General features: G+C 69.2%; 16 protein-coding genes. 4 read left to right on the plus strand and 12 right to left on the minus strand.

Annotated elements, in window-relative coordinates; all coding sequences use genetic code 11:
- Nucleotide 1: 1 nt before the first annotated feature.
- Both ACOGXI_RS07500 and ACOGXI_RS07505 read right to left on the minus strand, forming a co-directional pair.
- Nucleotides 2-1,453, minus strand: coding sequence for a M56 family metallopeptidase (locus ACOGXI_RS07500; protein WP_419938247.1), 1,452 nt, complete (start codon nt 1,451-1,453; stop codon nt 2-4).
- Nucleotides 1,450-1,818 (minus strand): BlaI/MecI/CopY family transcriptional regulator, encoded by a 369-nt coding sequence (locus ACOGXI_RS07505; RefSeq protein ID WP_419938248.1) that lies wholly within the window; start codon nt 1,816-1,818, stop codon nt 1,450-1,452. Before ACOGXI_RS07505 ends, ACOGXI_RS07500 begins: the two co-directional genes overlap by 4 nt.
- A 227-nt stretch (nt 1,819-2,045) precedes the next feature.
- On the opposite strand from ACOGXI_RS07505, the gene ACOGXI_RS07510 reads away from it, so the two are divergent.
- The 4 genes from ACOGXI_RS07510 to ACOGXI_RS07525 all read left to right on the plus strand — a co-directional run bounded on the left by ACOGXI_RS07510 (nt 2,046) and on the right by ACOGXI_RS07525 (nt 6,277).
- A complete protein-coding gene (locus ACOGXI_RS07510) occupies nt 2,046-3,668 on the plus strand; it encodes an amidohydrolase (RefSeq protein WP_419938249.1) in 1,623 nt (540 codons plus the stop codon).
- 25 nt (nt 3,669-3,693) lie between these two features.
- Entirely contained in the window at nt 3,694-4,197 is a 504-nt protein-coding gene (locus ACOGXI_RS07515; protein WP_419938250.1) for a DUF3299 domain-containing protein, read from the plus strand.
- Between the two features lie 95 nt (nt 4,198-4,292).
- A complete protein-coding gene (locus ACOGXI_RS07520; RefSeq protein ID WP_419938251.1) occupies nt 4,293-4,976 on the plus strand; it encodes an ABC transporter ATP-binding protein in 684 nt (227 codons plus the stop codon).
- Nucleotides 4,976-6,277: an ABC transporter permease gene (locus tag ACOGXI_RS07525; RefSeq protein WP_419938252.1), complete on the plus strand. Its 1,302-nt coding sequence runs from the start codon at nt 4,976-4,978 to the stop codon at nt 6,275-6,277. The genes ACOGXI_RS07520 and ACOGXI_RS07525 overlap by 1 nt, the downstream gene beginning before the upstream one ends.
- A 2-nt stretch (nt 6,278-6,279) precedes the next feature.
- On the opposite strand, the gene ACOGXI_RS07530 is transcribed toward ACOGXI_RS07525, so the two are convergent.
- From ACOGXI_RS07530 to ACOGXI_RS07575, 10 genes are all read right to left on the minus strand, one after another.
- Nucleotides 6,280-7,884: an acyl--CoA ligase family protein gene (locus tag ACOGXI_RS07530; RefSeq protein ID WP_419938253.1), complete on the minus strand. Its 1,605-nt coding sequence runs from the start codon at nt 7,882-7,884 to the stop codon at nt 6,280-6,282.
- A gap of 22 nt (nt 7,885-7,906) precedes the next feature.
- Nucleotides 7,907-10,549 (minus strand): CehA/McbA family metallohydrolase, encoded by a 2,643-nt coding sequence (locus tag ACOGXI_RS07535; RefSeq protein WP_419938254.1) that lies wholly within the window; start codon nt 10,547-10,549, stop codon nt 7,907-7,909.
- A 302-nt stretch (nt 10,550-10,851) separates the two neighbouring features.
- Complete coding sequence (locus ACOGXI_RS07540) at nt 10,852-11,514, minus strand: carboxypeptidase-like regulatory domain-containing protein (protein WP_419938255.1); 663 nt, start codon at nt 11,512-11,514, stop codon at nt 10,852-10,854.
- Nucleotides 11,515-11,609: 95 nt separating this feature from the next.
- Nucleotides 11,610-11,930, minus strand: a complete 321-nt coding sequence (locus tag ACOGXI_RS07545; protein ID WP_419938256.1) for a GYD domain-containing protein — start codon at nt 11,928-11,930, stop codon at nt 11,610-11,612.
- Nucleotides 11,931-11,981: 51 nt separating this feature from the next.
- The gene (locus ACOGXI_RS07550; protein WP_419938257.1) at nt 11,982-14,003 is read right to left on the minus strand and encodes an ankyrin repeat domain-containing protein; all 2,022 of its coding nucleotides are present in this window, start codon (nt 14,001-14,003) and stop codon (nt 11,982-11,984) included.
- 2 nt (nt 14,004-14,005) lie between these two features.
- On the minus strand, nt 14,006-15,442 hold the full coding sequence (locus tag ACOGXI_RS07555) for a DUF1552 domain-containing protein (RefSeq protein WP_419938258.1): 1,437 nt from the start codon (nt 15,440-15,442) through the stop codon (nt 14,006-14,008).
- A gap of 47 nt (nt 15,443-15,489) precedes the next feature.
- Nucleotides 15,490-17,967: a DUF1592 domain-containing protein gene (locus tag ACOGXI_RS07560; RefSeq protein ID WP_419938259.1), complete on the minus strand. Its 2,478-nt coding sequence runs from the start codon at nt 17,965-17,967 to the stop codon at nt 15,490-15,492.
- Between the two features lie 165 nt (nt 17,968-18,132).
- Nucleotides 18,133-19,578: an alpha-hydroxy acid oxidase gene (locus tag ACOGXI_RS07565; RefSeq protein ID WP_419938260.1), complete on the minus strand. Its 1,446-nt coding sequence runs from the start codon at nt 19,576-19,578 to the stop codon at nt 18,133-18,135.
- Entirely contained in the window at nt 19,575-20,981 is a 1,407-nt protein-coding gene (locus ACOGXI_RS07570) for an aldo/keto reductase (RefSeq protein WP_419938261.1), read from the minus strand. Before ACOGXI_RS07570 ends, ACOGXI_RS07565 begins: the two co-directional genes overlap by 4 nt.
- A 43-nt stretch (nt 20,982-21,024) precedes the next feature.
- A complete protein-coding gene (locus ACOGXI_RS07575) occupies nt 21,025-22,530 on the minus strand; it encodes an APC family permease (RefSeq protein WP_419938262.1) in 1,506 nt (501 codons plus the stop codon).
- Nucleotides 22,531-22,532: the final 2 nt, after the last annotated feature.

Here is a 22,532-nt window from a genome sequence, read left to right on the forward strand (position 1 = left end):
CTTAACGCTCACGCGCCGGGGGCCTCGGCCCGAAGCTCGTGATGTAGTATGGACCCGCAGATGTCTCGGGCACCCTGTCCAGGAACCTCCAGCCGCTCTGTTCAGTGCGCTGGATGATCAGAACCCCGGAGTCGGGAACCCCCTCGGCCCGTTCGGCGGCCAGAGCCCGAAAGCCGTTGTTCTCCGACAGCGGCCCTTCTGCTTCATCGTCGTAGTCGACCACCACCGCCAGACGAGAGCGGGGCGCGTCCTCGACGCCTGCGCTCCGAATCGTCTCGTTGGTCCAACTGATCTCTTCAGCCCGGATTACAAGGTCCGAGGACCGGCTCCACTCAAGACGGCCCGCATCGGGATCGTAGACGAGCCCCCGTCCGAACCCTCCGTCGGCGCCATCGTCGGTCGTGGCTGGATCACCGAGGGCCTTCTCCAAAGGGGGAACCTCGACCGCAGTCGGCGAGCTCGGCTCGCTGCAGTAGACGAGACCGAGAGTCAGGAGCACGACGAGGCCGGAGCACAGACCCAGACGAAGCAGCGGGGGTAGCGTCGTCGCGGGCTGGCGCGTGATGATCATTCGAAATCTTCCCTCGAGCAGGCGCGTCCGGTGGCCGGAGTCGGCGGCACTCGCGAACGCGGACAGAGGAGGCGTCCGCTCCGTGCGCACCAGGTCTATGGCCCCCAGGAGAGCCTGGGCGTAGGCGCGCGGCGTGCAGCCGAGGGCGCGCACGGCCAGCGCGTCGCAGCAGATCTCCTCCGCGGCACGGAGTCGTCGCCTCGCCCACCATGCGATCGGGTTCCACCAGAAGACGGTGCACGCCAGCCACTCCAGCCAGCGCACCCAGTGGTCCCTCCTCCGGACGTGAGCCAGTTCATGCGCGAGAATCCAGCGCAACTGAGACCGCTCCATCCCTTCGATGAGGGCAGAGGGGATGAGAACACGGGCGGTACCACCGCTCCAGTAGACCATGGGCGAGACGACCGCGGCCGTCGTTTCGATCATCGGCACCTTCTTCAAGCCGAGCGTCGGTCCGATGTCACGCGCCATCCGCTGGAGGTCGGGGCTGGCGCCGCGCGACGCACGTCTCATCGAGCTGCGGAACCCCCGCGCCCGAGCCACGGTCCACCCGACCATCGCCGCCACACCCAGGATCCAGGCGAGGACGAGTCCGAAGCCTCCATACAGCGTAACCCCCCTCGCTACCTGCTCTCCGGGGGGGACAGCCGACTGGATCACGCTGAACGTCACCTCTTCGGCGGGGCCTTGAGCCGGGACAACCGGGGTCAGCACCGGCAAGGCGATCAGCGGCGGGAGGAGGAGAGTGGCGAGCAGCGTGAGGCAGAGCGCATGGCTCAGCTGCGGCCGCTCGTTGCCCCGCGCGGCGAGCCACACCGCGGCGCCGAGGACGATCGAGATCGCGAGCTTGGTGCCGGCGATCTGCAGGGCGAAGTCCGTCATCTCTCCTCCAGCAGGCGGCGCAGGCGTGCCATGTCGGCGTCGGAGAGTCTTCGTTCCGCCACCAGGTGCGTGATCATCGGCACGAACGAGCCGCCCGTGACCTGATCGGCGAGTGCTTCGAGGCGGCCGGCGGCGTAGGCCTCGCGGCTGATGCGCGGCGTGAAGAGGTGGGCCGCGCGGTCGCGGTCGCGGTGGACGAAGCCCTTGTCCTCCAGCCGTTGCAGCAGCCGCTGGATCGTTCCGTGCATGGAGTTGGCGGCGTCCGGGTAAAGGTGCTCGCGCAGCAGGCGCGCCGTTTGAGCGCCTTTCCGCCACAGCCGTTCCATGACCGCGAGTTCGGCGTTCGCAAGCTTCGGTACCGTCATCGGCAATGGTCTCCGCTGCAGGATACAACGACATCTTGTCGTAGTATGCGACACGGTGTCGTACACGTCAAGTGGGGGGAGGGTTCCCCGACGTTCCCGCGACCCGGAACGTCACGGCGGGTTTGCAGGTCCGGGTCGCTACTTTCCGACGCGGGTCGCCCGTGCTTATGCTTCCGGGTTATCCGGCCTTTCGGTTCCTTCTTCCCGGTGCCTCAATGCATAAGCGAATGCGTAAGCAAACATTGGCAGCAGGGCTGGTCGCCCTGCTCGGCACGCCCGCCGTCCTGGCGGCGCAGGGCCTCTCCGACGATGAACTGGAACCCCTCGTCGCCCGTGTGGAAGCGGGCGTGCTCGAGCGCGCCAAGCTGGCCCAGGTCATGGTCGACAAGATCTTCTCCTTCTCCGAACTGGGGCAGCAGGAGGTCGAGACCTCGGCCTACATCACCGGGATCCTGGAGGAGAACGGCTTCACCGTCGAGTACGCGCCCGTGGGCATCCCGACCGCCTGGTTCGCGCGCTGGGGCAGCGGCGAGCCGGTCATCTCGTTCGGGTCCGACATCGACGGCATCCCGAAGGCCAACCAGAAGCCCGGCGTCGCCTACCACGACCCCCTGATTCCGGGCGCGCCCGGCCACGGCGAAGGCCACAACTCCGGGCAGGCCGTGAACGTGGTCGCCGCGCTCGCGCTCAAGGACGTGATGGAGGCGGAGGGCATCGAGGGCACGCTCGTGCTCTGGCCCGGCGTCGCCGAGGAGCAGTTGGCCTCCAAGGCCTGGTACGTGCGGGACGGCTATCTCGAGGACATCGACATCACCCTCTTCACGCACGTGAGCAGCAACCTGTCGGTGAGCTGGGGCCAGGGGCGGGGCACCGGGCTCGTCTCCGTGGAGTTCACCTTCGAGGGCGAGGCGGCCCACGGCGCGGGCGCTCCCTGGCGGGGCCGCAGCGCGCTCGACGCGGTCGAGCTGATGAACGTTGCCTGGAACTTCCGGCGCGAGCACTTGCGGCCCGATCAGCGCTCTCACTACGTGATCAGCGACGGCGGCGATCAGCCGAACGTCGTGCCGCCGAGCGCTTCGGTATGGTACTTCATCCGCGAAATGGACTACGAGGACATCAAGCGCAACTTCGACACGGCCATCCGCATCGCCGAAGGGGCAGCCCTGATGACCGACACCGAGATGTCGTACCGGATCATCGGAGCCGCCTGGCCGCGACACTTCAACAGAGTCGTGGCCGAAACGATGCACGAACACATCGAGGAGGTCGGGCTTCCGGAGTGGACCGACGACGACCACGACTTCGCGAGCGCGGTGCAGGAAGCGGTGGGAAGCGTCCCGTCGGGGATGCCGGTCGCCCTCTCGCCCCTGGGTGAGCCGGGGCCGCGCCAGAGCGGCGGATCCGACGACATCGGAGACATCTCGTGGAACGTGCCTACGGTGACCATGCGCTTCCCCTCGAACGTGCCGGGGCTGCCGGGTCACCACTGGTCGAGCGCCATGGCGATGGCCACCCCCATCGCGCACAAGGGCGCGGTCGCCGGTGCGCGCGTCATAGCCCGCACCGCGCTCCAGCTCTTCGCCCAGCCGGAGCTGGTCGAGGAGGCTTGGACCTACTTCCGCGAGGAGCAGACCGCGGGAGTGGAGTACATCCCCTTCATCGGCCCGGACGATCCGCCCCCGATCGATCTCAACCGGGAGATCATGGACACGTTCCGTCCGCTCCTCGAGCCGTTCTACTATGACGAGACGCGCTTCAACACGTATCTTGATCAGTTGGGGATCAAGTATCCGACGCTCGCGCGGCCGGCTTCCGAGGACGACCGGGCGACCCCCCCGGGATCGAACTGAGGACTTTCGCAACCGGAGTGATTCGATGATCGACGCAAGCCGCAGGCTTCTCTCCACGGGCGCCGCCATGCTGCTCGTGGCGACCCTTACCGGCGCAGGCGGCCTCCCGGAGGCCGTCACGGAGCCCCCGGCCGACGCACCGGCGGTGGCATCGGACGACGAACCTACCGAGGTGGGCTGGCGCCTCCTGGCCAGCCTCGACTACCGCACCGGCGAGCCGGGCGAGGAGTTGGCGGCTCTCGCGGGCCAACTCGTCAAGATCCCCGGATTCACGGTACCGCTCGAAGACTGGGCGTCCTCGGCGACGGAATTCCTCCTCGTGCCCTATGTGGGCGCCTGCATCCACACGCCGCCTCCCCCGCCCAACCAGCTCGTCTACATCGAGATGGAGGACGGCCAGCGGGCGAAGCTGGACGGGTGGAACCCGGTGTGGGTCGAGGGCGTGCTCGAGATCGAGATGACCGAGAGCGTGTACGGCTACGTCGGCTTCACCCTCACCGGCCAGCGGGTCTATCCGTACGAGCCCTGATCCGGGATGCGGCCACCTGCATGCATTGAGCGCGCTCCCGCCAAGCCGGGGGCGCGCTTTTTTTGGAGCCACGCTCCGCACGGAGACGCCAACAAATGAACCTCGCGATCGACATCCGAAGCCTGCGCTTCCGCTACGGTGGCGGCCCGTGGGTGCTGGACATCCCCGAGTTGACGCTCGAGCGGGGGACGCGCGCGTTCCTGTTCGGCCCCAGCGGCAGCGGCAAGACGACGCTGCTCGGCGTGCTGGCGGGGGTCCTGGAAGCCGAAGAGGGCGAGGTCAGGGTGCTCGGCAAGGACCTCGCCTCACTCCCGGGCCGACAGCGGGACGCCTTCCGGGCGGAGCACATCGGCTATGTCTTCCAGATGTTCAACCTCATCCCCTACCTGTCCGTACTCGACAACATCGCGCTCCCCGCGCGCATGGACGCGGGACGCCGGGCCCGGCTGGACGGCGCGGGAGTGAAGGAGACCGCCGCACTGCTGGCCGACCATCTCCACATCGGCGACCTGCTGAAGAAGCCCGTGACGGAACTCTCGGTGGGCCAGCAGCAGCGGGTGGCCGCCTGCCGGGCGCTCATCGGGGCTCCGGAGCTCATCATCGCCGATGAACCGACCTCCTCCCTCGACTTCGACCGCCGGGAGGCCTTCCTCGAACTGCTCTTCCAGGAGTGCGAGCGCGCCGGCGCCACGCTGGTGTTCGTGAGCCACGACCGCACCCTGGAGGGCATGTTCTCCCGCACGATCTCGCTCCCCGACATCAACAAGGCGGTACTCTGATGCTGGTCCTGGACCTCGCGCTCAAGTCGCTCCGCAATCGCGCCTTCAGCACCTCGCTCACGGTGGGCTCCATCGCCCTCAGCGTCGCCCTCCTGATCGGCGTCGAGAACGTGCGCGTGGGCATGCGGGAGAGCTTCTCCAACACGATCAGCCAGACCGACCTGATCGTCGGTACCAAGGGCGGCACGATTCAGCTGCTGCTGTATTCGGTCTTCGGCATGGGAGCGCCGACGGAGAACGTTTCCTGGGAGGCCTACACGCAATGGGCGGAGCACCCCGCGGTCGAGTGGACCGTCCCCTACAGCCTCGGGGACAGCCACAGAGGATTCCGGGTCATCGGCACGAACGAGGACTTCTATCGCCACTACCGCTACCGCGGAGGTCAGGAAATCGCGCTGGCGGAGGGACGGGCGAACGCGGACCTGTTCGACGTGACCCTGGGCGCGGACGTGGCGGTCGAGTTGAACTACGCGCTCGGCGACGAGATTGCGGTGACGCACGGGCTCGGCGAGGTGGGCTTCCTGAACCACGACCACATGCCCTTCACGGTCGTGGGCGTCCTCGCCAGGACGTTCACCCCCGTTGACCGCGCCATCTACGTGACCCTCGAAGGCATGGAGGCCATCCACTGGGAGGACGGTGCGCCGCCGCCATCGGACGACGAGCACGCTCACGAGGAAGCGGAGGCAACTCCCGCGGACGACGGCCACGCCCACGAGGAGGATGTCTCGATCGAGGATGTCGAAGTCACACAGGTGACCTCGTTCTTCGTGGGCACGACCAACCGCCGGGACGTACTCCAGCTGCAGCGCGAGATCAACGACTTCGAGGGCGAACCGATGATGGCCGTGATCCCCGGAGTCGCCCTGAACGAGATGTGGCAGGGCCTGGGCTCCGCCGAGACCGGCCTCCGGCTGGTGACGATTTTCGTCGTGCTGGTGGGACTGCTGGGCATGCTGGTCTCGCTCTACACGTCGCTCAACGAGCGCCGCCGCGAGATGGCGATCCTGCGCGCCGTCGGTGCCGGACCGAACCGGATCGTGGCCCTGCTGGTGCTCGAATCCGTGTGCCTTGCCGCGGCGGGGGCGCTCGCTGGACTCGCGCTGGTGTATGTGCTGCTCTCAGCCGGACAGTCTGTTGTCGAGGCGCAGGTGGGACTCTTCATCCCGATCCGGCCACCCGGCCCCATCGAGCTGCTCTTCCTCGGCGCCGTGGTGATGGCCGGATTCCTGATGGGCTTCGTGCCCGCGCTCAAGGCCTACCGCACCGCCCTCCACGACGGGCTGGCCGTGCGGGTGTAGGGTCAGTTGATGCGCTTCTCGCGGCCGGTCCATTCGCGGTCGCGGAGGATGTACTTCCGGACCTTGCCGGTGGAGGTCTTGGGGAGGGGGCCGAACTCGATCGCGTCGGGGCACTTGAAGTGGGCGATCCGGTCGCGGCAGAAGTCGATGATCTCCCGCTCCGCGGCGTCGGTTTCCGGCTTCAGCGTGACGAACGCCTTCGGCCGTTCGCCCCATTCGTCGTGCGGGATCGCGATCACGGCACATTCGAGCACGGCGGGGTGGCGGGCGACCGTCTGCTCCACCTCGATGGTGGAGATGTTCTCGCCGCCCGAGATGATGATGTCCTTGGCGCGGTCCCGAAGTTCGACGTAGCCGTCGGGGTGCCGCACGGCGAGGTCGCCGGAGTGGAACCAGCCCCCGCGGAAGGCTTCGTCCGTCGCCTCCGGCTGCGCGAAGTAGCCCTTCATGACGATGTTCCCGCGCATCACGACCTCGCCCATGGTCGCGCCGTCGCGCGGCACGTCCCTGCCCTCTTCGTCCACGACCCGCATGAGGTCGGCGCCGACGAAGGACTGGCCCTGGCGGGCGAGCAGGCGGGCCTGATCTTCCGGCCCCCGGTCGTCCCAGTCCGCGTGCCAGGCGCAGGTGGCGGTGGGGCCGTACGTCTCGGTGAGCCCGTAGGCGTGGACGGGCTCGAAGTTCAACGCCCGCAACTGCTCGAGCAGCGTCGGCGAGGGGGGCGCTCCCGCGATCATCGTCCGCACCGGGTGCTCCAGGCGACGGGCGGCGGGATCGTTGACGAGCATGATCTGTACGGTCGGCGCCCCGCAGTAGTGGGTCACGCCCTCGGATTCGATCAACTCCCAGATGCGGCCCGGATCGATTTCCCGCAGGCATACGTGGGTGCCCGCGATCGCGGTCACCGCCCAGGTGAAGCACCACCCGTTGCAGTGGAACATCGGGAGCGTCCACAGATAGACCGCGTCCGGCGTCATCTCCATCTCGATGAGTTCGCCGATCGCGTTCAGGTACGCGCCGCGGTGCGTGTACACGACGCCCTTGGGGCGGCCCGTCGTTCCCGACGTGTAGTTCATCGAGATCGGGTCTTCCTCGTCGTCGGGTCCGGCCGCGAGCGGGGGCGGCTCGCCGGAGGCGGCATCGGCGGTCGACGCGAGAAACGCCTCGTAGGGATCGTCGGGCGCGCCGCTGTCGTCGATCCGCACCACCGACACCCCGGTGCCGCGCAGCGCATCCTCGTCGATGAGTCTCTCGAGCGCCCGGTCGACGAACAGGTAGCGCGCGCCGCTGTGCTCCAGGATGTAGGCGATCTCGCCCGCCCCGAGCCGCGTGTTGATCGCGACCAGGACGCCGCCCGCGGCCGGCACTCCATAGTGCGCCTCCAGCAGGGGCGGCGTGTTCGGCGACAGGAAGGCCACGCGGTCGCCCGGCTCGACCCCGGCCCGGAGCAGTCCCGCCGCCAAGCGCCGGACGCGAAGCTCGAACTCTGCGTAGGTGTAGCTGCGCGCGCCGTGCACGACGGCCGCCTTGTCGGGGTACACGAACGCGCTCCGCCGCAGGAACTCGAGCGGCGTGAGTTCGGTCCGGTACGGGCGCCTTTCGCTCACCGGCAAGCCTGCGGTACTGCGCTCAGTCGCCGCCCGCACCGGCTTCCGCCAACAGGCGCCGGTACACGTCGCGTGCTTCCTCGAACTGGCCGTAGACGTGGTCCTGCTCGGCCTGCGACCGCCAGCCCGGCCACTCCCGCGCCTGCCGCTCCAGTTCGTCGATCCAGTCTAGGCCGTACTGCGCCCCCGCCGCGTCGCGGATCGCCTCGCCCCCGACCGTGAACCAGACCGGGTTCGTGAACCCCTGGGGGTACGCCGCGTCGAGCGGGAAGCGTTCCTCCGGCTCTCCCTCCGCCCGCAGGTGGATCCAGCCGCTGTCGTCGATTTCGACGTCCCCCGAGAAGGAGGCGGACTTGCGGTCCTCCGAGAGTTCGAGGTCGAGGACGTCCTCTCCGTCGCGCACGAGCCAGGCCCGGGTGAGCGGCACGATGGACCGCACGCTCGCCTCCACTTCGACGCTCGTCGCGCCACTCCCGAGTTCCACCACGGAACCCGGGATCTCGCCGTTCACCGTGAGTTCGACGAGCGGCCCGTTCGTCACGAACGCAGCTGCGCCGCGCAGACCCTCGAACCAGCCGTCCGCCGTCAGACGCCCGTCCGGCGTCCGCACGTACGTCCGCATCGCCCCCAGGAGCGGCGTCGCGTGCAGGTTGCTGATCGAGTCCTCTCCCCCGGTCGCGCACACGCGGACGTCGTTGCTCCACAGCGCGTAGAGCGGGAAGAACCCGGCCCGCTCGGCCGTGGACCACTCAAGCGCGTCGCTCGTGCCCAGCACCGCGTCGACCATGAACCCCTTCCCGCCCATCAGCCCGAACGTGAGTGGGTCCACATCGCCGAAGTAGGGGTGGACATAGCCCGTCGTCGCCCCCTGCTCCTGCGCCTTTCGCATCATGTCCGTGTTCGACGGATAGAGGCTCTCGATCCCCGTCCCCTCGTATCCCGTCGTGAACGGCGAGATGAGGTGGTCGCGCATCCCGAACATGAACACGTGCCCGTAGAACGGCGGCCGGTACTCCTGTCCCACGACGACGACCATCTCCTCGGTGGACACCGGGTGGGCGCCGCCGCCCGGCACGAAGAACTGGTGGTCGAGGATCCGGTTGTCCTTGTTCGCCACCTGCTCGTTGACGATGTCCTGGTCCTCCCCCGCGGACATGAACATCAGGTTCTCGAGCGTGTTGTGGAGGTTCCCGGCGTAGTTCATGTGGACGTGCGTGGAGCCGTTGTGCCACCCGTCCGCCGAGAGATCCGCGAACCGGTGCAGGGTGACGGCGAGATCGATGGTCTCCCCCGCCTCGATCGCCACCTTCATGCGCTGGGGCTCGATCTCGAAGCCCTTCACGATGGTGAGGTCCGTTTCGCCCGGCGGGAGCGCGACGGTGAACGTTCCGTCCGTGTGGAAGGCGGGATAGCGTCCTCGCTGGCCGATGCGGGCGTATTCGTCAGGCGGGGCGTGATACTTCCCGTCCGGCCCCAGCAGCGTCACGCGCGCGGCAACCGGGTCCCGCCCGCTCGCGTCCGTGCGCACCGTGACCGAGAGCATGCCCGTCGGACCCGCGTACTCGCGCTCGCCGATCTCGATCCGCCGCCGCCCGCCGCCGTACGTCTCGATCAACTCGAGTTGCGGGAGGCCGTCCTCGTTCGTGATGTAGGCGATCGTCTCCCCGTCGGGCGACCAGCGCGGGTGGAAGGCGTCGTGCTCGAAGAAGGTGAGCTTGTACGGTTCTCCGCCCTCGGTCGGCTGCACGTACAGGTTGTTGAACTGGTCCGCCGCCCCCGCAGTTGAGGAGTACACGAAGCGGCGACCGTCGAGCGAGACGTCCGGCCGGGTGCGGTAGAGCGTCTGCTCCCGCAGCACCGTCCGCGCCTCCCGGATTCCGTCCGCGCGCGCCGGCACCCGGATCACGTTCCCCGAGCCCAGCGGGACGTCACGGTTCGAGACGAGGAGGAGTTCCTCTCCGTCCGGCATCCACGCGGGGGACAGGTGCATGTCCATCGGTCCGAAGTAGAGCCGGTTATTCCCGTAGCTGTTGTCGCTGCTGACGGCGATCTCGGGTTCCGCCCAGTCCCCGTCCGCCACCGCCCGGATGTAGACGTTGAAGAACCCGTTCGGCGCGCTCGACACGTACGCGATGCGGCTCCCGTCCGGGGAGAACACCGGGTCCGCGTACACGAAGCTGTCGTCCGTCAGCGCCCGCGTCTCGCCGGTCTCCGTATCCAGCATCTCGAGCTGGACCCGTTCGCCGCCGTAGTCCGCCGTGTACACGATCCAGCGGCCATCGGGGGAATAGGAGGGGGCCGAGTGATACGTGCCCCCGCGCGTGAGTTCGGTGGCGTCGCCCGTCTCCACGTCCACTTCCCAGACGGAGCCGGCCATCCCCACCGCGATCGCTGACCCATCGGGCGACCAGGAGGGGAACCAGGGCGTCGTCCCGGGCGCCGGCGGCAGGTAGTAGTTGTGCATGTAGTTGCCGCCGTGCCGCACGCCGGGATACCCGCCGAACGGGGGCGGCGGCTCTTCGGCGAGCACCGGCGTCACGGATCGGGCCGAGGCCGACTCGAGCAGCCCCGGCTCGCCGGAGACGCCGGGCATGCCGTCACCGGGCTCGCAGCCGATGGTGAGGCCGACTGACAGGACGAGAAGGGGAGCGCGGCCGATACGCATGGCAACTCGCAGGGTCGAGGATCGGTGACAGGGGTCCCCAACTTGGTCAGCCCCTACCGCCCCGCGCAACGCGGCCCGCGCGGCGAGAGTGGACCGCCTGCGTCTACGGCGGGATGAGCGCCAGCACCTCCCCGCTGAACGCCAGCGGAACGGCGAAGGGCCGGATTCTTCCCGCCGAACCCGCCGCAAAATAGCTTCGATGACGAAGATCGGGCCGTCGAATCCGCCACTCGCGGATCAGCCAGCGATCACGGCTTATCCGTTCAAAGTACAGATCGCCGCCGAACTGCGATTCGTCTATCTCAATCGGGAAAAACCGGAGGCGGCTGGAAGGACGGACGGACTGCACGCGCAATCGTAGCGCCGGCTCCAGGTGCTGCCGCAGGAACGGGCCGGAATCGGTACGTGCCCTGGGCGTAGTAATACTTGACCGGTCGAACGATTCGCATCCGCAGAGCGCCGAGATCCGCGGTGTGTGACACCGTGGCGAGGATCGGGAGAACCGACTCGTAGAGCGCGAAGGCTCGCGCGCGCAACTCAGGGGTGGTCGGACAGACGTTCTCTTCCGAGACCAACAGTTCCGGGAGCGGAATCGGCTCCACGGGGATGTCCAGTCGCAGCGTCCGGGACTCCCCTGACCAGTCGACGTGGAGAGTGTCGGAAGCCCACGATTCATAGCCGATTCGGGCCACAAGGAGGCGATACACGCCCGCCGGCGGCATGGGCAGGCTGAACCCGCCACGGGGGTCCGAAATGTCTTCCGCCAGGACGAGTTCGTCCGGGTCGACGAGCCTGATGTGCGCGCCTTCCACGGGTGCGCCGCTGCCTTCGGTCAGAAGAAGTCCCAACAGCCGCGGGCGAGTCTCCTGCGCCGCGGCGGGAAGCGCGAGCAGCCCGAGTCCGAGACTCGCGAGCAAGGCGGCACGCGCTGCTGCGGGTGCGGTCTTTCCCTGCTTTTGCGACAAGGCGACTCCCGGAGGTCACAGGTCATGTGGACGGCTCTGGGAGCTAGACCCTCGCCGGACCCGAAAGGTCACGGCGAGGGGGCTTGTCCGCGGCGTCAGGCTCCCGGCGGGCGGTAGGAGACACCCTTCGCGACGGCCTCGTCCACCGTCTCGGGGTCGATCAGCACGGTCACGGAGACGGTGAGCGCCCCGGCTGCGGCGATGTTCAGCGACAGCGTCAAGGCAGCCTGCTCGTCGGGAAGATCCGCGATGAGGAGGAGGTCGTCGTCACCGAAGGCGTAGTAGAAGCCTTCCAGTGTGCCGCCCGCGCTCTCCACCGTCTGGCGAAGCGCTTCCCGGCGGCCGGTGCCACCCTCGGCGATCAGACCCTTCAGACCCGATTGCGTGTAGCTCGTGCGGAACATGTACTTGGCCATGATTCTCCGTGTTCTGGATGGTGGTTTGTGGTTGGTTCGGGTACCCGCCGGTCAGCAGGTCAGGCAGTTGTTGTTGTTGTGAGAGCCCAGGCTCTCCAGAAGCGCAACGGTCTCCGGGAAGGGCGAGACGCGCTGCACGGGGCCGTTCGCCATGTCGGCCGTCGTCTGGCCGCGGCGGCTGACGACCGTGACGTCCCCACCCACCTCCACGAGATAGAGGATCATCTCGTCGTCGCCGCGCGAGGCCGCGTTGTGCAGCGCCGTGTAGCCGTTGTGGTCGCGGACGTTCACGTCGGCGCCGAGTTCCTCGATGAGGTACTTCACCGCCGGCAGCCAGCCGTCGGGCGTGTGGCGGTGCGCGTTGCCCGCGAACCCTTCGCCGTAGCCGACGCCGGAGGCCGCGTGGATGGGCATCACTCCCGGCCCGCCCGGGGGCACCGGGGGCAGCCCGGACGCATCCGGGGCGTTCGCCCGCGCCTGGTCCGCCGCCTCGGCGGCCGCGATCAGCTTCGACCGCACGTCTTCGGTGAGATTGTCGAGATCCTTGTCCGGGAACTCTCCCTGCTCCTCCTCGGGCAACTGCTCCCGGATGTCCTGGAGCAGCTTGAGGCGCTCTTCCGGCGGGAGTTCGGCGTAGGAGGAGTCGCGCAGCGCGTTCAGCGCCTGTTGCCGCAGGAACTCGTCCGGGGAGAGACGCTGGCGCCGGGGGGGCGCCTTGGTCGGGATGTTCGGGTCGGCCCCGTACTCGACCAGGAGCTGCATCGCCTCGACGTCCGTCGCGTAGGCGGCGCGCCAGAAGGCGGTGGCGCCGTTGGTGTCGACGAGGCCGCAGTTCCGGTTGCCGCAGCCCGTGTACACCATGTACCACGGATGGCGCGTGATCCGATGGTCGGGGTCCGCGCCGGCGTCGAGCAGCGCGCGCGCCACCTCCAGGTAGTTCGCGCTCTGGAGCGGACGTTCCTGCGGCTGCGGGAACCGGGTGCGCGGCTGCCAGCGGGCGTTGAGGACCGCCCACAGCGGCGACACGCCGTTGAGTTCGGCGGCGATGTTCGGGTCCGCGCCCCGCTCGAGCAGCAGGAGCACCAGGTCGAACTGGCCGTTGATCGCGGCCATCACGAGCGGGCTCGTCCCGTCCGCCGCGCTCACCACGTCGATGTCCGCTCCTCCATCGAGGAGGGCGATGACCGACTCCACATACCCCTGGCGGACCGCGTGCAGGAGCGGCGTCAGGCCGCCGATCTTCTCGACCGGCGGCAGGAAAAGGCGGCTGAAGTCGCTCTCGTCCTCCTCTTCCTCCTCCTCTTCCTCGGGAAGGCCCTCGGCGTAGATCTCGCGTCCCGCACGCACCGCGGCCTGAAGCTCGCCGGGCGTCGGCGTGCGCGCCTCGTCGCCCTCTCCGGTGAAGGCTTCGAGCACCTCCGTCTCACGCTGCCGCGCGAGGCGGTCCAGCTTTTCCTGCTCGATGATGTCGATGACGAGCGCCGTGAGGTCGGGGTTCGCGCCGCCCTCCAACAGGACGCGGATCGCGGCGGCCCGGTTGCCGGCCGCGGCGAACACGAGGGGCGTCTGGCCCCACTCGGCCTCGACCGCATCGGGATCCGCGCCCGCGTCGAGCAGCACCCGGATCGCGTCGGGGTTCCCGGACGCGGCGGCGAGATGGAGCGGCGTGGCGCCGCTGTTCGCGGTCACGGCCGTCGCGTCCGAACCCGCCCCGACGAGGCTGGCGAGAATCTCCGCCGAGCCACGGCGCGCCGCGAGGTGGAGCGGCGTGTACTGCCCGATCCGCGTCACGGCCGCCACGTCGGCGCCGGCGTAGATGAGCATGTCCGCGAGTTCCGCGTCGCCCCTGTCGGCGGCCCAGTGGAGCGCCGTCATCCCGTCGCCCTGCGCGGCATTGACGTCCAGCCCCTGGCGCAGGAGTTCCCGCACCGTCTCGACTTCGCCGCGCATGGCGGCGTTGGCGACGGGCGAATCGGGTGGCGCGTCGGGTGGCGAATGCGGCGGTGTCCCCGCCGAAACGAGGACGGCCGCGCAGAGGACCGCGAACGCGTGCCGGAGCCTGCCCGCGCGCACGATCAGTTCCCCGCGTCCGTCGTGACCGGGTCGGCCTGGTTGAGCGACATCGGGCCGGTGCTGTCGCCGAACTCGTGCATGTCGTCGACGCCGAGTCCGTGCAGGACCGAGAGCATCGCGTTCGCCATCGGCGTTCCGTCCGGCGCCTTGATGTGCAGGTCGCCTTCGAGCATCCCGTTGCCGTGGCCGAGCATGAAGAGCGGCGCCCGCCGGTGGTTGTGCAGGTTCGCATCGGCCATCGGCGAACCCCACAGCACCACGCTCTGGTCGAGCAGGCTCGACTCGCCGTGCATCGTGTTCTTGAGCTTGTCGATGAGGTACGGGAGCTGACCCACGCGGAACTGGTTGATCCTGTTGAACTCCAGCACCGCTTCCTCCCGGTTCCCGTGGTGGGAGGCCGGGTGGAAGGGCCGATCCGACTCGCTGTCCGGGAAGACCCGGTTCTGCGCGTCGCGCCCCGTCTTGAACGAGATCACGCGCGTCATGTCGGTCTCGAGCGCGAGCACCTGGATGTCGAACATCATCTGCATGTGCTCGGTGAACGAATCGGGTACGCCCGCCGGCGCCTCCGGCAGGGCGCGTTCCTCGCCGCTCGAGTTCCGCCCCTCGACCATCTGAATCCGGCGCTCCAGTTCGCGGACGTTGGTCAGGTACTGGTCCATGCGGCGCGCATCCTCCGCGCCGAGAGTCCGCTGAACGGAGGAAATCTCGCCCGAGATCCAGTCGAGGATGCTGCGCCGCGTGGCTCGCCGCGCCGCCCGCTCCGCCTCGCTCCCGCCCGCGCCGAACAGAAGGTCGAAGGCGACCCGCGGATCGCGGATCATGGGCAGCGGTTCGGTCGGCGACGCCCAACTCAGCGAATCGGTGTACGCGCACGAGTAGTTGTACGTGCAGCCGCCCGCCTGATCGAGGTTTTCGATGCAGAACTGCATCGACGGCATCGGCGTTTCCTGGCCGAAGCGCTGGGCGTAGATCTGGTCCATCGAGGTTCCGCAGAAGATGTCGGACCCCTGCGTCTGCTTCGGGTGCGACTGCGTCAGGAACACGGCGCTCGAACGGAAGTGGTCCCCGCCGATCTCGGGCGGCGTGAACGCCTCGGCGTTCCGCACGTCCGTGTTGCTGATGATCGTCAGGTGCTCGCGGTACGGGCGCAGCGAGACGAGCGCGCTCTCATCGATGATCTCGAAGCCGCGTCCCGCCTTCTCCGGCGCGAAGAGGAACTTCGTTGCGCCGTGCTCGCGGTTGCAGCCCGCGAGCCCGTGCACTTCCTCGATCGCGATGAACCGGGTTCCCGTCCCCTCGGTCAGGCCCTTCGCGCTGGTCGATCCCCACAGACGGCCCGCCGGAACCATCGCGTCGAGGAACGGCAGGGCCAGCGTGGCCCCGACGCCTCGAACGAAGGTCCTGCGAGGCAGGTGCTGTCCGGTGATGAATTCCATGTTCTCCCTCTCGGAACGTCGGACCGTCGCCCGGCCGTGCGGGCCGTCTAGCGGCGGTCTCCCGAAACTTCCTCCGAAACTTCCTCTTCTACCGCGGTCGCGGGCATGGCCCGCTTCATCTTGAACGCATCGCCGTTCACGACACCCATGATCAGCGACGAAAGCCTGTAGTCGTCCTCCTCCGCATCCTCCACGATCGACCGGATCCAGGGCTGGTCGTAGTACTCGACGCGGCGGCCGAGCGCGTAGGCGGCCAGGTTCTCCGTGAAGTTCCGGAGCAACGGCAGCGGGCGTTCGAGGAGCGCGTCGACCAGTTCGGGCGGCGTCTGGACCGGCGTCCCGTCGTAGAAATCGCCGCGCGTGTCGAGCGGCATCCCGTTCTCGCGCAGGCGCCACTTTCCGGTCACGTCGAAGTTGTCGAGCGCGAGGCCGATCGGGTCCATGAACCGGTGGCAGGAGCGGCACGCCGGACTCGCCCGGTGCATCTCCATCCGCTCGCGCGTCGTGAGCAACCGGCCGTCCAGCGACTCTTCCGTTTCGTCCAGATCCGGCACGCCCGGCGGGGGCGGCGGGGGCGGCGTGCCGAGCAGGACCTCCATCACCCACTTGCCCCGCAGCACCGGCGACGTGCGGTTGGCGAGCGACGTCAGAACGAGGACGCTGCCGTGGCCCAGGATCCCGACGCGCTCGTCGTCGGGATAGTTCACGCGCTGGAAATCCCGCCCCGCCACGCTCTCGAACCCGTAGTGCTGGGCAAGGCGCTCGTTAACGAACGTGTAGTCGGCCCGGAAGAAGTCGAGCAGGCTCCGGTCTTCGCGGATGAGGCTCTGGAAGAGGAGTTCCGTCTCCAGCTTCATCGCGTCGGCGAGGTTCTCGTCGAAGTTCGGGAAGAAGTTGGGGTCGGGGCGGACCTTGTAGAGATCCTGCAGCCGCAGCCACTGCGACACGAAGCGCGAACTCAGCGCCTCGGAGCGGGGGTCGGCGAGCATGCGGCGCGCCTGCCGCTCCAGTTCGTCCGGATTCGAGAGCCGTCCCTCGACCGCGACCGCCCGCAGTTCCTCGTCGGGCGGAAGGCCCCAGAGGAAGAACGAGAGCCGCGAGGCGAGGTCGATGTCTTCCAGGGCGTAGGCCTCTCCGCTCCTGACGCCGTCGGGCTCCCGCTCGAGCCGGAGGACGAAGAAGGGGCTCGCGAGGACCGCCTCGAGGGCCATGCGCACACCGATCTCGAAGCCGCCCTGCTCGACGCCCATGTCGTAGAAGGTCATCAGGCCGTCGACCTCGCTCGGTTCGAGCGGGCGGCGGTAGGCGCTGCGGGCAAGGTCGGTGAGGATGCCGCGGGCGCAGGGCCGCTCCTCTTCGAGCGACGTCGGACGGCAGGTGAAGATGCGCTGGCGGATCGGCGACTCGGACACGCCGGTCGGGTTGTGCGGCCCCCCGATGATGACGTCCTGCAGGTGCGGCAGCGTTGTGATCCCGCCCCCGCCCGAACCGCCGCCGGCGTTGGACCACACGTGCGGCCGGATGAGATCCTCGTACGGCCCCTCCTGCCGCCGGACGAAGGCCGCGGAAACGCGGTGCTGTCCGGCGCGGACGAAGATCGGCTCCGTCCCGACCGGCGTGAAGCCGCGGTCATCCGCGCCGCCGCCGCGCCGCGTGTAGTGGAGGAGCGCGACCCGCTCGCCGTCGATCGAGACGTCGACATCCTCCATGCGGGAGTTCGCGCCGGAGGTGAACACGAGCGAGAAGGTGTACTCGCCGTCGGCCGGGAACGTGTGCTCCACGACCATCCCGCCGCGCGTCCCGAACGGGGCTCCCTCCACGTGGTCCCACGGGTGCTGCGACACGTACTGCGAGTTCTTGTACGTCGTGTTGACCGCCGGGGCGTTGCGGTCGCCCACCGCCATGCGGCTGATCTCGGCCGCCGCGTTCAGGTAGGCGTCGAGGAGCGTCGGCGAGAGCGCCTGCACGTCGGCGATATTGTCGAAGTTGGCGCTCATCTGGTCGTTGGGGAGCCACTTCCCCGCGTCGACCTCGAGCCCCAGCAGGTCGCGAACCGCGCGCTCGTACTCGGGCCGGTTGAGCCGCTGGAAGGTGCGGCCGCCGGGGTTCGGGTTCCGGGCCGCGGCGTCATCGACGATGGCCTCGAGCGTCTCGACGAGTTCGAGGAGTTCCTCCTCCGGCGGACGGCGCACGCCGGGCGGCGGCATCATGCCGGCGCGCAGCTTGCGGATCATCTTCTCGGCCGTCTCCGCCTGCGCGTCCGCGGCGTCCACATCGAACGATTCGAGGGTGAGGTTCCCCGCCAGGCGCCGGCTGTTGTGGCAGTTCGTGCAGACCCCCTGAACGATGTCGTTGGGATCGATCGACGCGGCTGCATGCCGGAACTCCGCGGCCGAACCCACGCCGGGCTGAGCGGCGGCCCCGGCCACGGCCGCAACGGTCGAAGCCTGGCCGTCCTGGGCGGGAAGGCTCGCGGGGACCGCGAGAGCCAGCGTCAGGGCCGCGCCAACCGTGCGGATCGCCATCGCTTTGTACGCTTCGTGTCCGGGCATCGGGACCGCTTTTTCAGGCAGTTCGCTCTGGGCGAAACATCGGCGGAACTGTGGGCGAAACTGTCGGCGTATTAAAAGATGTATCCGCATAACACGCTAAGCCCGAAACCCGCTGTGTGGCAAGCGGCGCGCGCCCGTTCAGCGGTCGCGCCAGCGCACCGATTCGGGGGTGATCTCGTCCACGGTTCGGGCGCCCAGAAGCGCCATCGTGCGCCGGAACCCCTCGTCGAACCACTTGAGGACGAGGTCCACGCCCCGCTCGCCGCCCGCGCCCAGCGCGTAAAAGTACGCGCGGCCCGCCAGACAGGCCTTCGCCCCGAGCGCGACGGCCTTCGCGATGTCGCTTCCGCGGCGGACCCCGCCGTCGATGAGAACATCGAGCCGGTCCCCGACCGCCTCGGCGACAGGTTGCAGCAACTCGAGCGTCGGCGGCGCGTCGTCCAGTTGCCGCCCGCCGTGGTTCGAGATCACGATCCCCTCGACGCCCGCGTCCGCCGCGAGGACGGCGTCCTCCACCGTCTGGATGCCCTTGATGACGATGGGGCCGTCCCAGATCGAGCGCAGCCAGTCCACATCATCCCAGGCCAGCTTCGGATCGAACTGCTCGTTCACGTACTGCGCAAGGCCCATGGCGTCGACGCCCCCCGTCCCGCCCGCCGCGTCCCGGCGGACGGCGCTCGAGAAGATGATCGGCTCGGAGGTGAGGAAGTCCCATGTCCAGCCCGGTTTCCGGATCCCGTCGACGAGCGTGTCGAGCCCCAACCGGGGGGGGAGCGTGAAGCCGTAGCGGACGTCGCGCTCGCGCCGCCCGAGCACCGCGACGTCGACGGTGAGGAGGAGCGCCTCGTAGCCGGACTCGCGGGCCCGCTCGACGAGTTCCGCGACCAGGCCGCGGTCCTTCCACACGTAGACCTGGAACCACCTGGGGCCGGAACTGACGGCGGCCACCTCCTCGATCGAGCGCGTGCCGAGCGTCGACAGGCTGTAGGTGATCCCCGCGCGCGCCGCGGCCCGGGCCACGGCGAGTTCGCCCTCCGAATCCGCGATGCGGCTGAACCCGGTGGGAGCGAGGATGAGCGGCAGCGGCTGGCGCCTGCCGAGGACCGTCGCGCCGGGGTCCACATTCGTCACATCCCGCAGGACGCGGGGCCGGAACTCGATGCGGTGGAAGGCGTTGCAGTTCCGCGCCTGCGTGCGCTCATCCTCCGCCGCGCCGTCGATGTAGCCGAACACGCCGCGCGGGAGCCGGCGCCGCGCGACGTCCCGCAGGTCCTCGACGCTCGCGCAGCGGCCGAGCCGGCGCGCGACGGGACTCAGTTCGAACTTCCTGAAGCGAACGACGGAGCGGAGCGTCTTCAGCATCGAGCGTTCCGACACGCCGAACGCCAAGGCGACCAGCGCGCCGGCGATGAAGCCGAGGATCGCGAGCACCGGAGGCCAAATGTCGACGAGGGACGACATGGGGAGTCCCCCCGGCAGCGTGTCGGCGAGGATCTCGATTACCGCGCCGACGAGCGCCCCGCCGAACGCCCAGACCAGGGCCACCCGGACGATCCCGCCGATGTGTCTGCGCCTCTTCGTCATGTCCGCCTCCCGACACGGGCCTCGGCTTCGATCTCGACCCGGTATCCCGACCCGATGAGACCCGCCTGGACCAGCGTGTTGGCGGGCCGGATGCCGCCGAAACGATGGCCGTGCGCGCGGGCTACCGGCTCCCAGTCCGCCAGTTCCGGCACGAAGATCCGGGTCCGGACCACGTCCTCGAGGCGTCCGCCCAGCGATTCGATCGCACCCTCGATCTTGTCGATCACGAAGTGCGTCTGCGAGGCGGGATCGTCGCCGCCGACAAGGCGATCCCCGTGCGTGGCCGTCGTCCCGGAGACCGCGATGTGGTCGCCCGTCCGCACCGCCCGGCTGTAGCCGGCGAGATCCTCCCACACCGTGCCGGAGCCTGCTCGCGCCCGGCCGCCGGTCCCGGTCCGGACGGGATACGGCGGCGGAAGTTCGTCCAGGTGATCGCTGAGATCGCCCGCCGCCGTCAGGTAGGGAGGCCGCCGGTACTCATCCCCGCAGTCTCCCGGAACGGGATCCAGCGCGCCGCGCGCCGCCGCCAGCTTCTCCCGGTCTTCCGCATCGAGCTTCAGCGACGAAAGGCGCAGGTTGTCGGCGATGTGTTCGCTTCGCCCCAGCCGGGCGCCGATGATCACGCCCGCCACCGCGGGCCGGTCGAGGATGGCGCGCGCCGCGACGTTCGCCATCGAGACGCCGTGCTTCGCCGCCACCACCCGCATTGCCCCGAGGAGCGTCTGCAGCCGATCCCAGCCGCCCGCCGCCTCGACGAAGCGGCGGTACTTCATCTGCGACCACGTCTCCACTCCGTCGGGGCCCGGGTCCGGGGCGTCCAGCCAGCGCTCGGTCAGGAGTCCGCCCGCCAGCGTCCCGTACGCGAGGAGTTGCACCCCGTGCCTCAGACAGACGTCCGTCATGGCGCCGGCCGCGCGCCCGTCGAGGAGTGAGAAGGAAACCTGGTTCGAGACCACCTCGATCCCGCTGTTGAGCACCATGTCGAGATGGACGGCGTCGAAGTTCGTGAGGCCGAGGTGCCGGATCCGTCCTTCGTCCTTCAGCTCCTGGAGGGCGAACAGGCAGTCGAGCCAGCTCGGATCCGCGTAGCGCCAGGCGTGGAACTGGAGGAGGTCGATCGCGTCCGTCCGGAGCCGGTCCAGGGAGCGCCGGACGGCCGCCCGCACCGTGGCCGGCGTGTGCGCGCCCGGCGCGGGCGTCCACTTGGTGAGGAGCTGGAGGTCTCCGTCTCGAGCCCGGGACGCGCACGCACCCGCGACTTCCTCGGCCGAACCGTAGTGGTCCGCCATGTCGAACGTCGTGAAGCCGGCCGCGGCATAAGCGTCCATCGCGGCGGCCGCCCGGTCGATGTCGATCGGGCCCTCGCGCTCCAGGTCGGCGATCTGCCACAACCCGGTCAACACGCGGGAGATCTCCAGGCCGGGAGCCAGTTCCCGGCGTTCCGGCCTACTCAGGCGGCAACTCGCGGAAGAGGCGGTCGATGTCCGCCCCGGAGGCCCGCAGCGTTCTCATCTTGCGGATGTAGATGAGCGACCCCAGCGCCATGACGCCGATCCAGAGCGGAGTGGAGCGGAAGTACCACCCCGCAACATCCGCCGTCAGATCCTTCCAGGTGTGCGTCACGAGAAACGCCCCCAGGAGCGCGATCCCCGCCACGCACACGCACGTTCGCGGAACCGGGCCGCGGAGCACGCGGAAGTCTGCGGCGATCGCCGGGTTCCGCCGCGGGAGGACGAGCACGGAGAGGCACATGAGGATGAAGTTGACGAGCATCGACGTGACCATGATGTCGACGCCGAGGAAGAAGTCTCCCGCGATCTCGCTGCCCAGGATCGCCACCGAGGCCAGCGCGGTCGACAGGAGGACGGCCGCCTGCGGCGTGCGCGACGCCGAGTGGACCCGGGCGAGGCCCGACGGAAAGATGCCGTCCTCGGCCCAGGCGAAGACAAGGCGCGAGACGGAGAGGATCATCGCGGGCAGGTCGTTGATGAGGGCGATCGCGGCCCCCGCCACGATGAGCACCGTCCACCACGACGGGAGCACGTAGCCGAGCAGCCCCGGGGCCGTCAGGTCCTGTTCCTGCGCCCGCGCCCACACGAACTCCCACGGGACCGTGTGATAGACGGCGGCCGTGAAGAGGAGGTAGTAGGCGCCCACGATGAAGACGGCGAGGCCGATCGCCAGCGGGAGCGCGCGGTTCGGGTTCCGCGCCTCGCCGCCCGCCTGCGCGATCGCATCGAAGCCGACGAAGCTGGCGAAGAGGAGGCCGGCAGCGGCGAGAAAGCCGGCCGGGCCGAGCGGCGGAGGCGCGGCGGCCGGCACCTCCACGCCTTCCCTCGCGAGCAGCGCCGCCGCGAAGTCGGCCTGGTCGAACGAGAATCCGGCCACGATGACGATCGCGCCGAGGGCGAACATCACGACCATGAGCGGCACGACGGTGCGTTCGTAGGCCTTGAGGCCGCGCAGGTTCACCCACGCGAACGCCCACAGCATCGCGAGCGCGAGCCCCACCCGGACCGGGCCGGTGTCGAGCGCGCCGGCCACTCCCGCCATGCCGAGCGCGCCCGCGATGTCGCGCAGGAACGGGACGACGAGATAGGAGACGACCCCGATGACGATGGAGAGGCCGAACCACTGCGAGAAGCTCGCCACGAAGCCCCAGTACGGGCCGAGCGCGCGGCTCGCGAAGACGTAGCTGCCCCCCGCCCGCGGCATGGCGGAGGCGAGAATCGCGTAGGCGAGACCCGCGAGGACGGCCGGGAAGGCGCCGAACGCGAACGCCGGGAGCACGTTGTCCCCGATCGCCGGGACGCTGCGCTGGATCATGACGGGAACGACGTTGATCCCGGCGCCCAGCATCGAGCAGATCCCCGTGGCCGCCAGCCCCCACAGTCCGAGTTGGCGCGCGAGCCCCGTTCCGCCGGCCCCCGGCGCCCCCGTGTCTCCGTCCACCG

Origin of the sequence: Candidatus Palauibacter sp. (assembly GCF_965208055.1) — a bacterium.
GTDB lineage: Bacteria > Gemmatimonadota > Gemmatimonadetes > Palauibacterales > Palauibacteraceae > Palauibacter.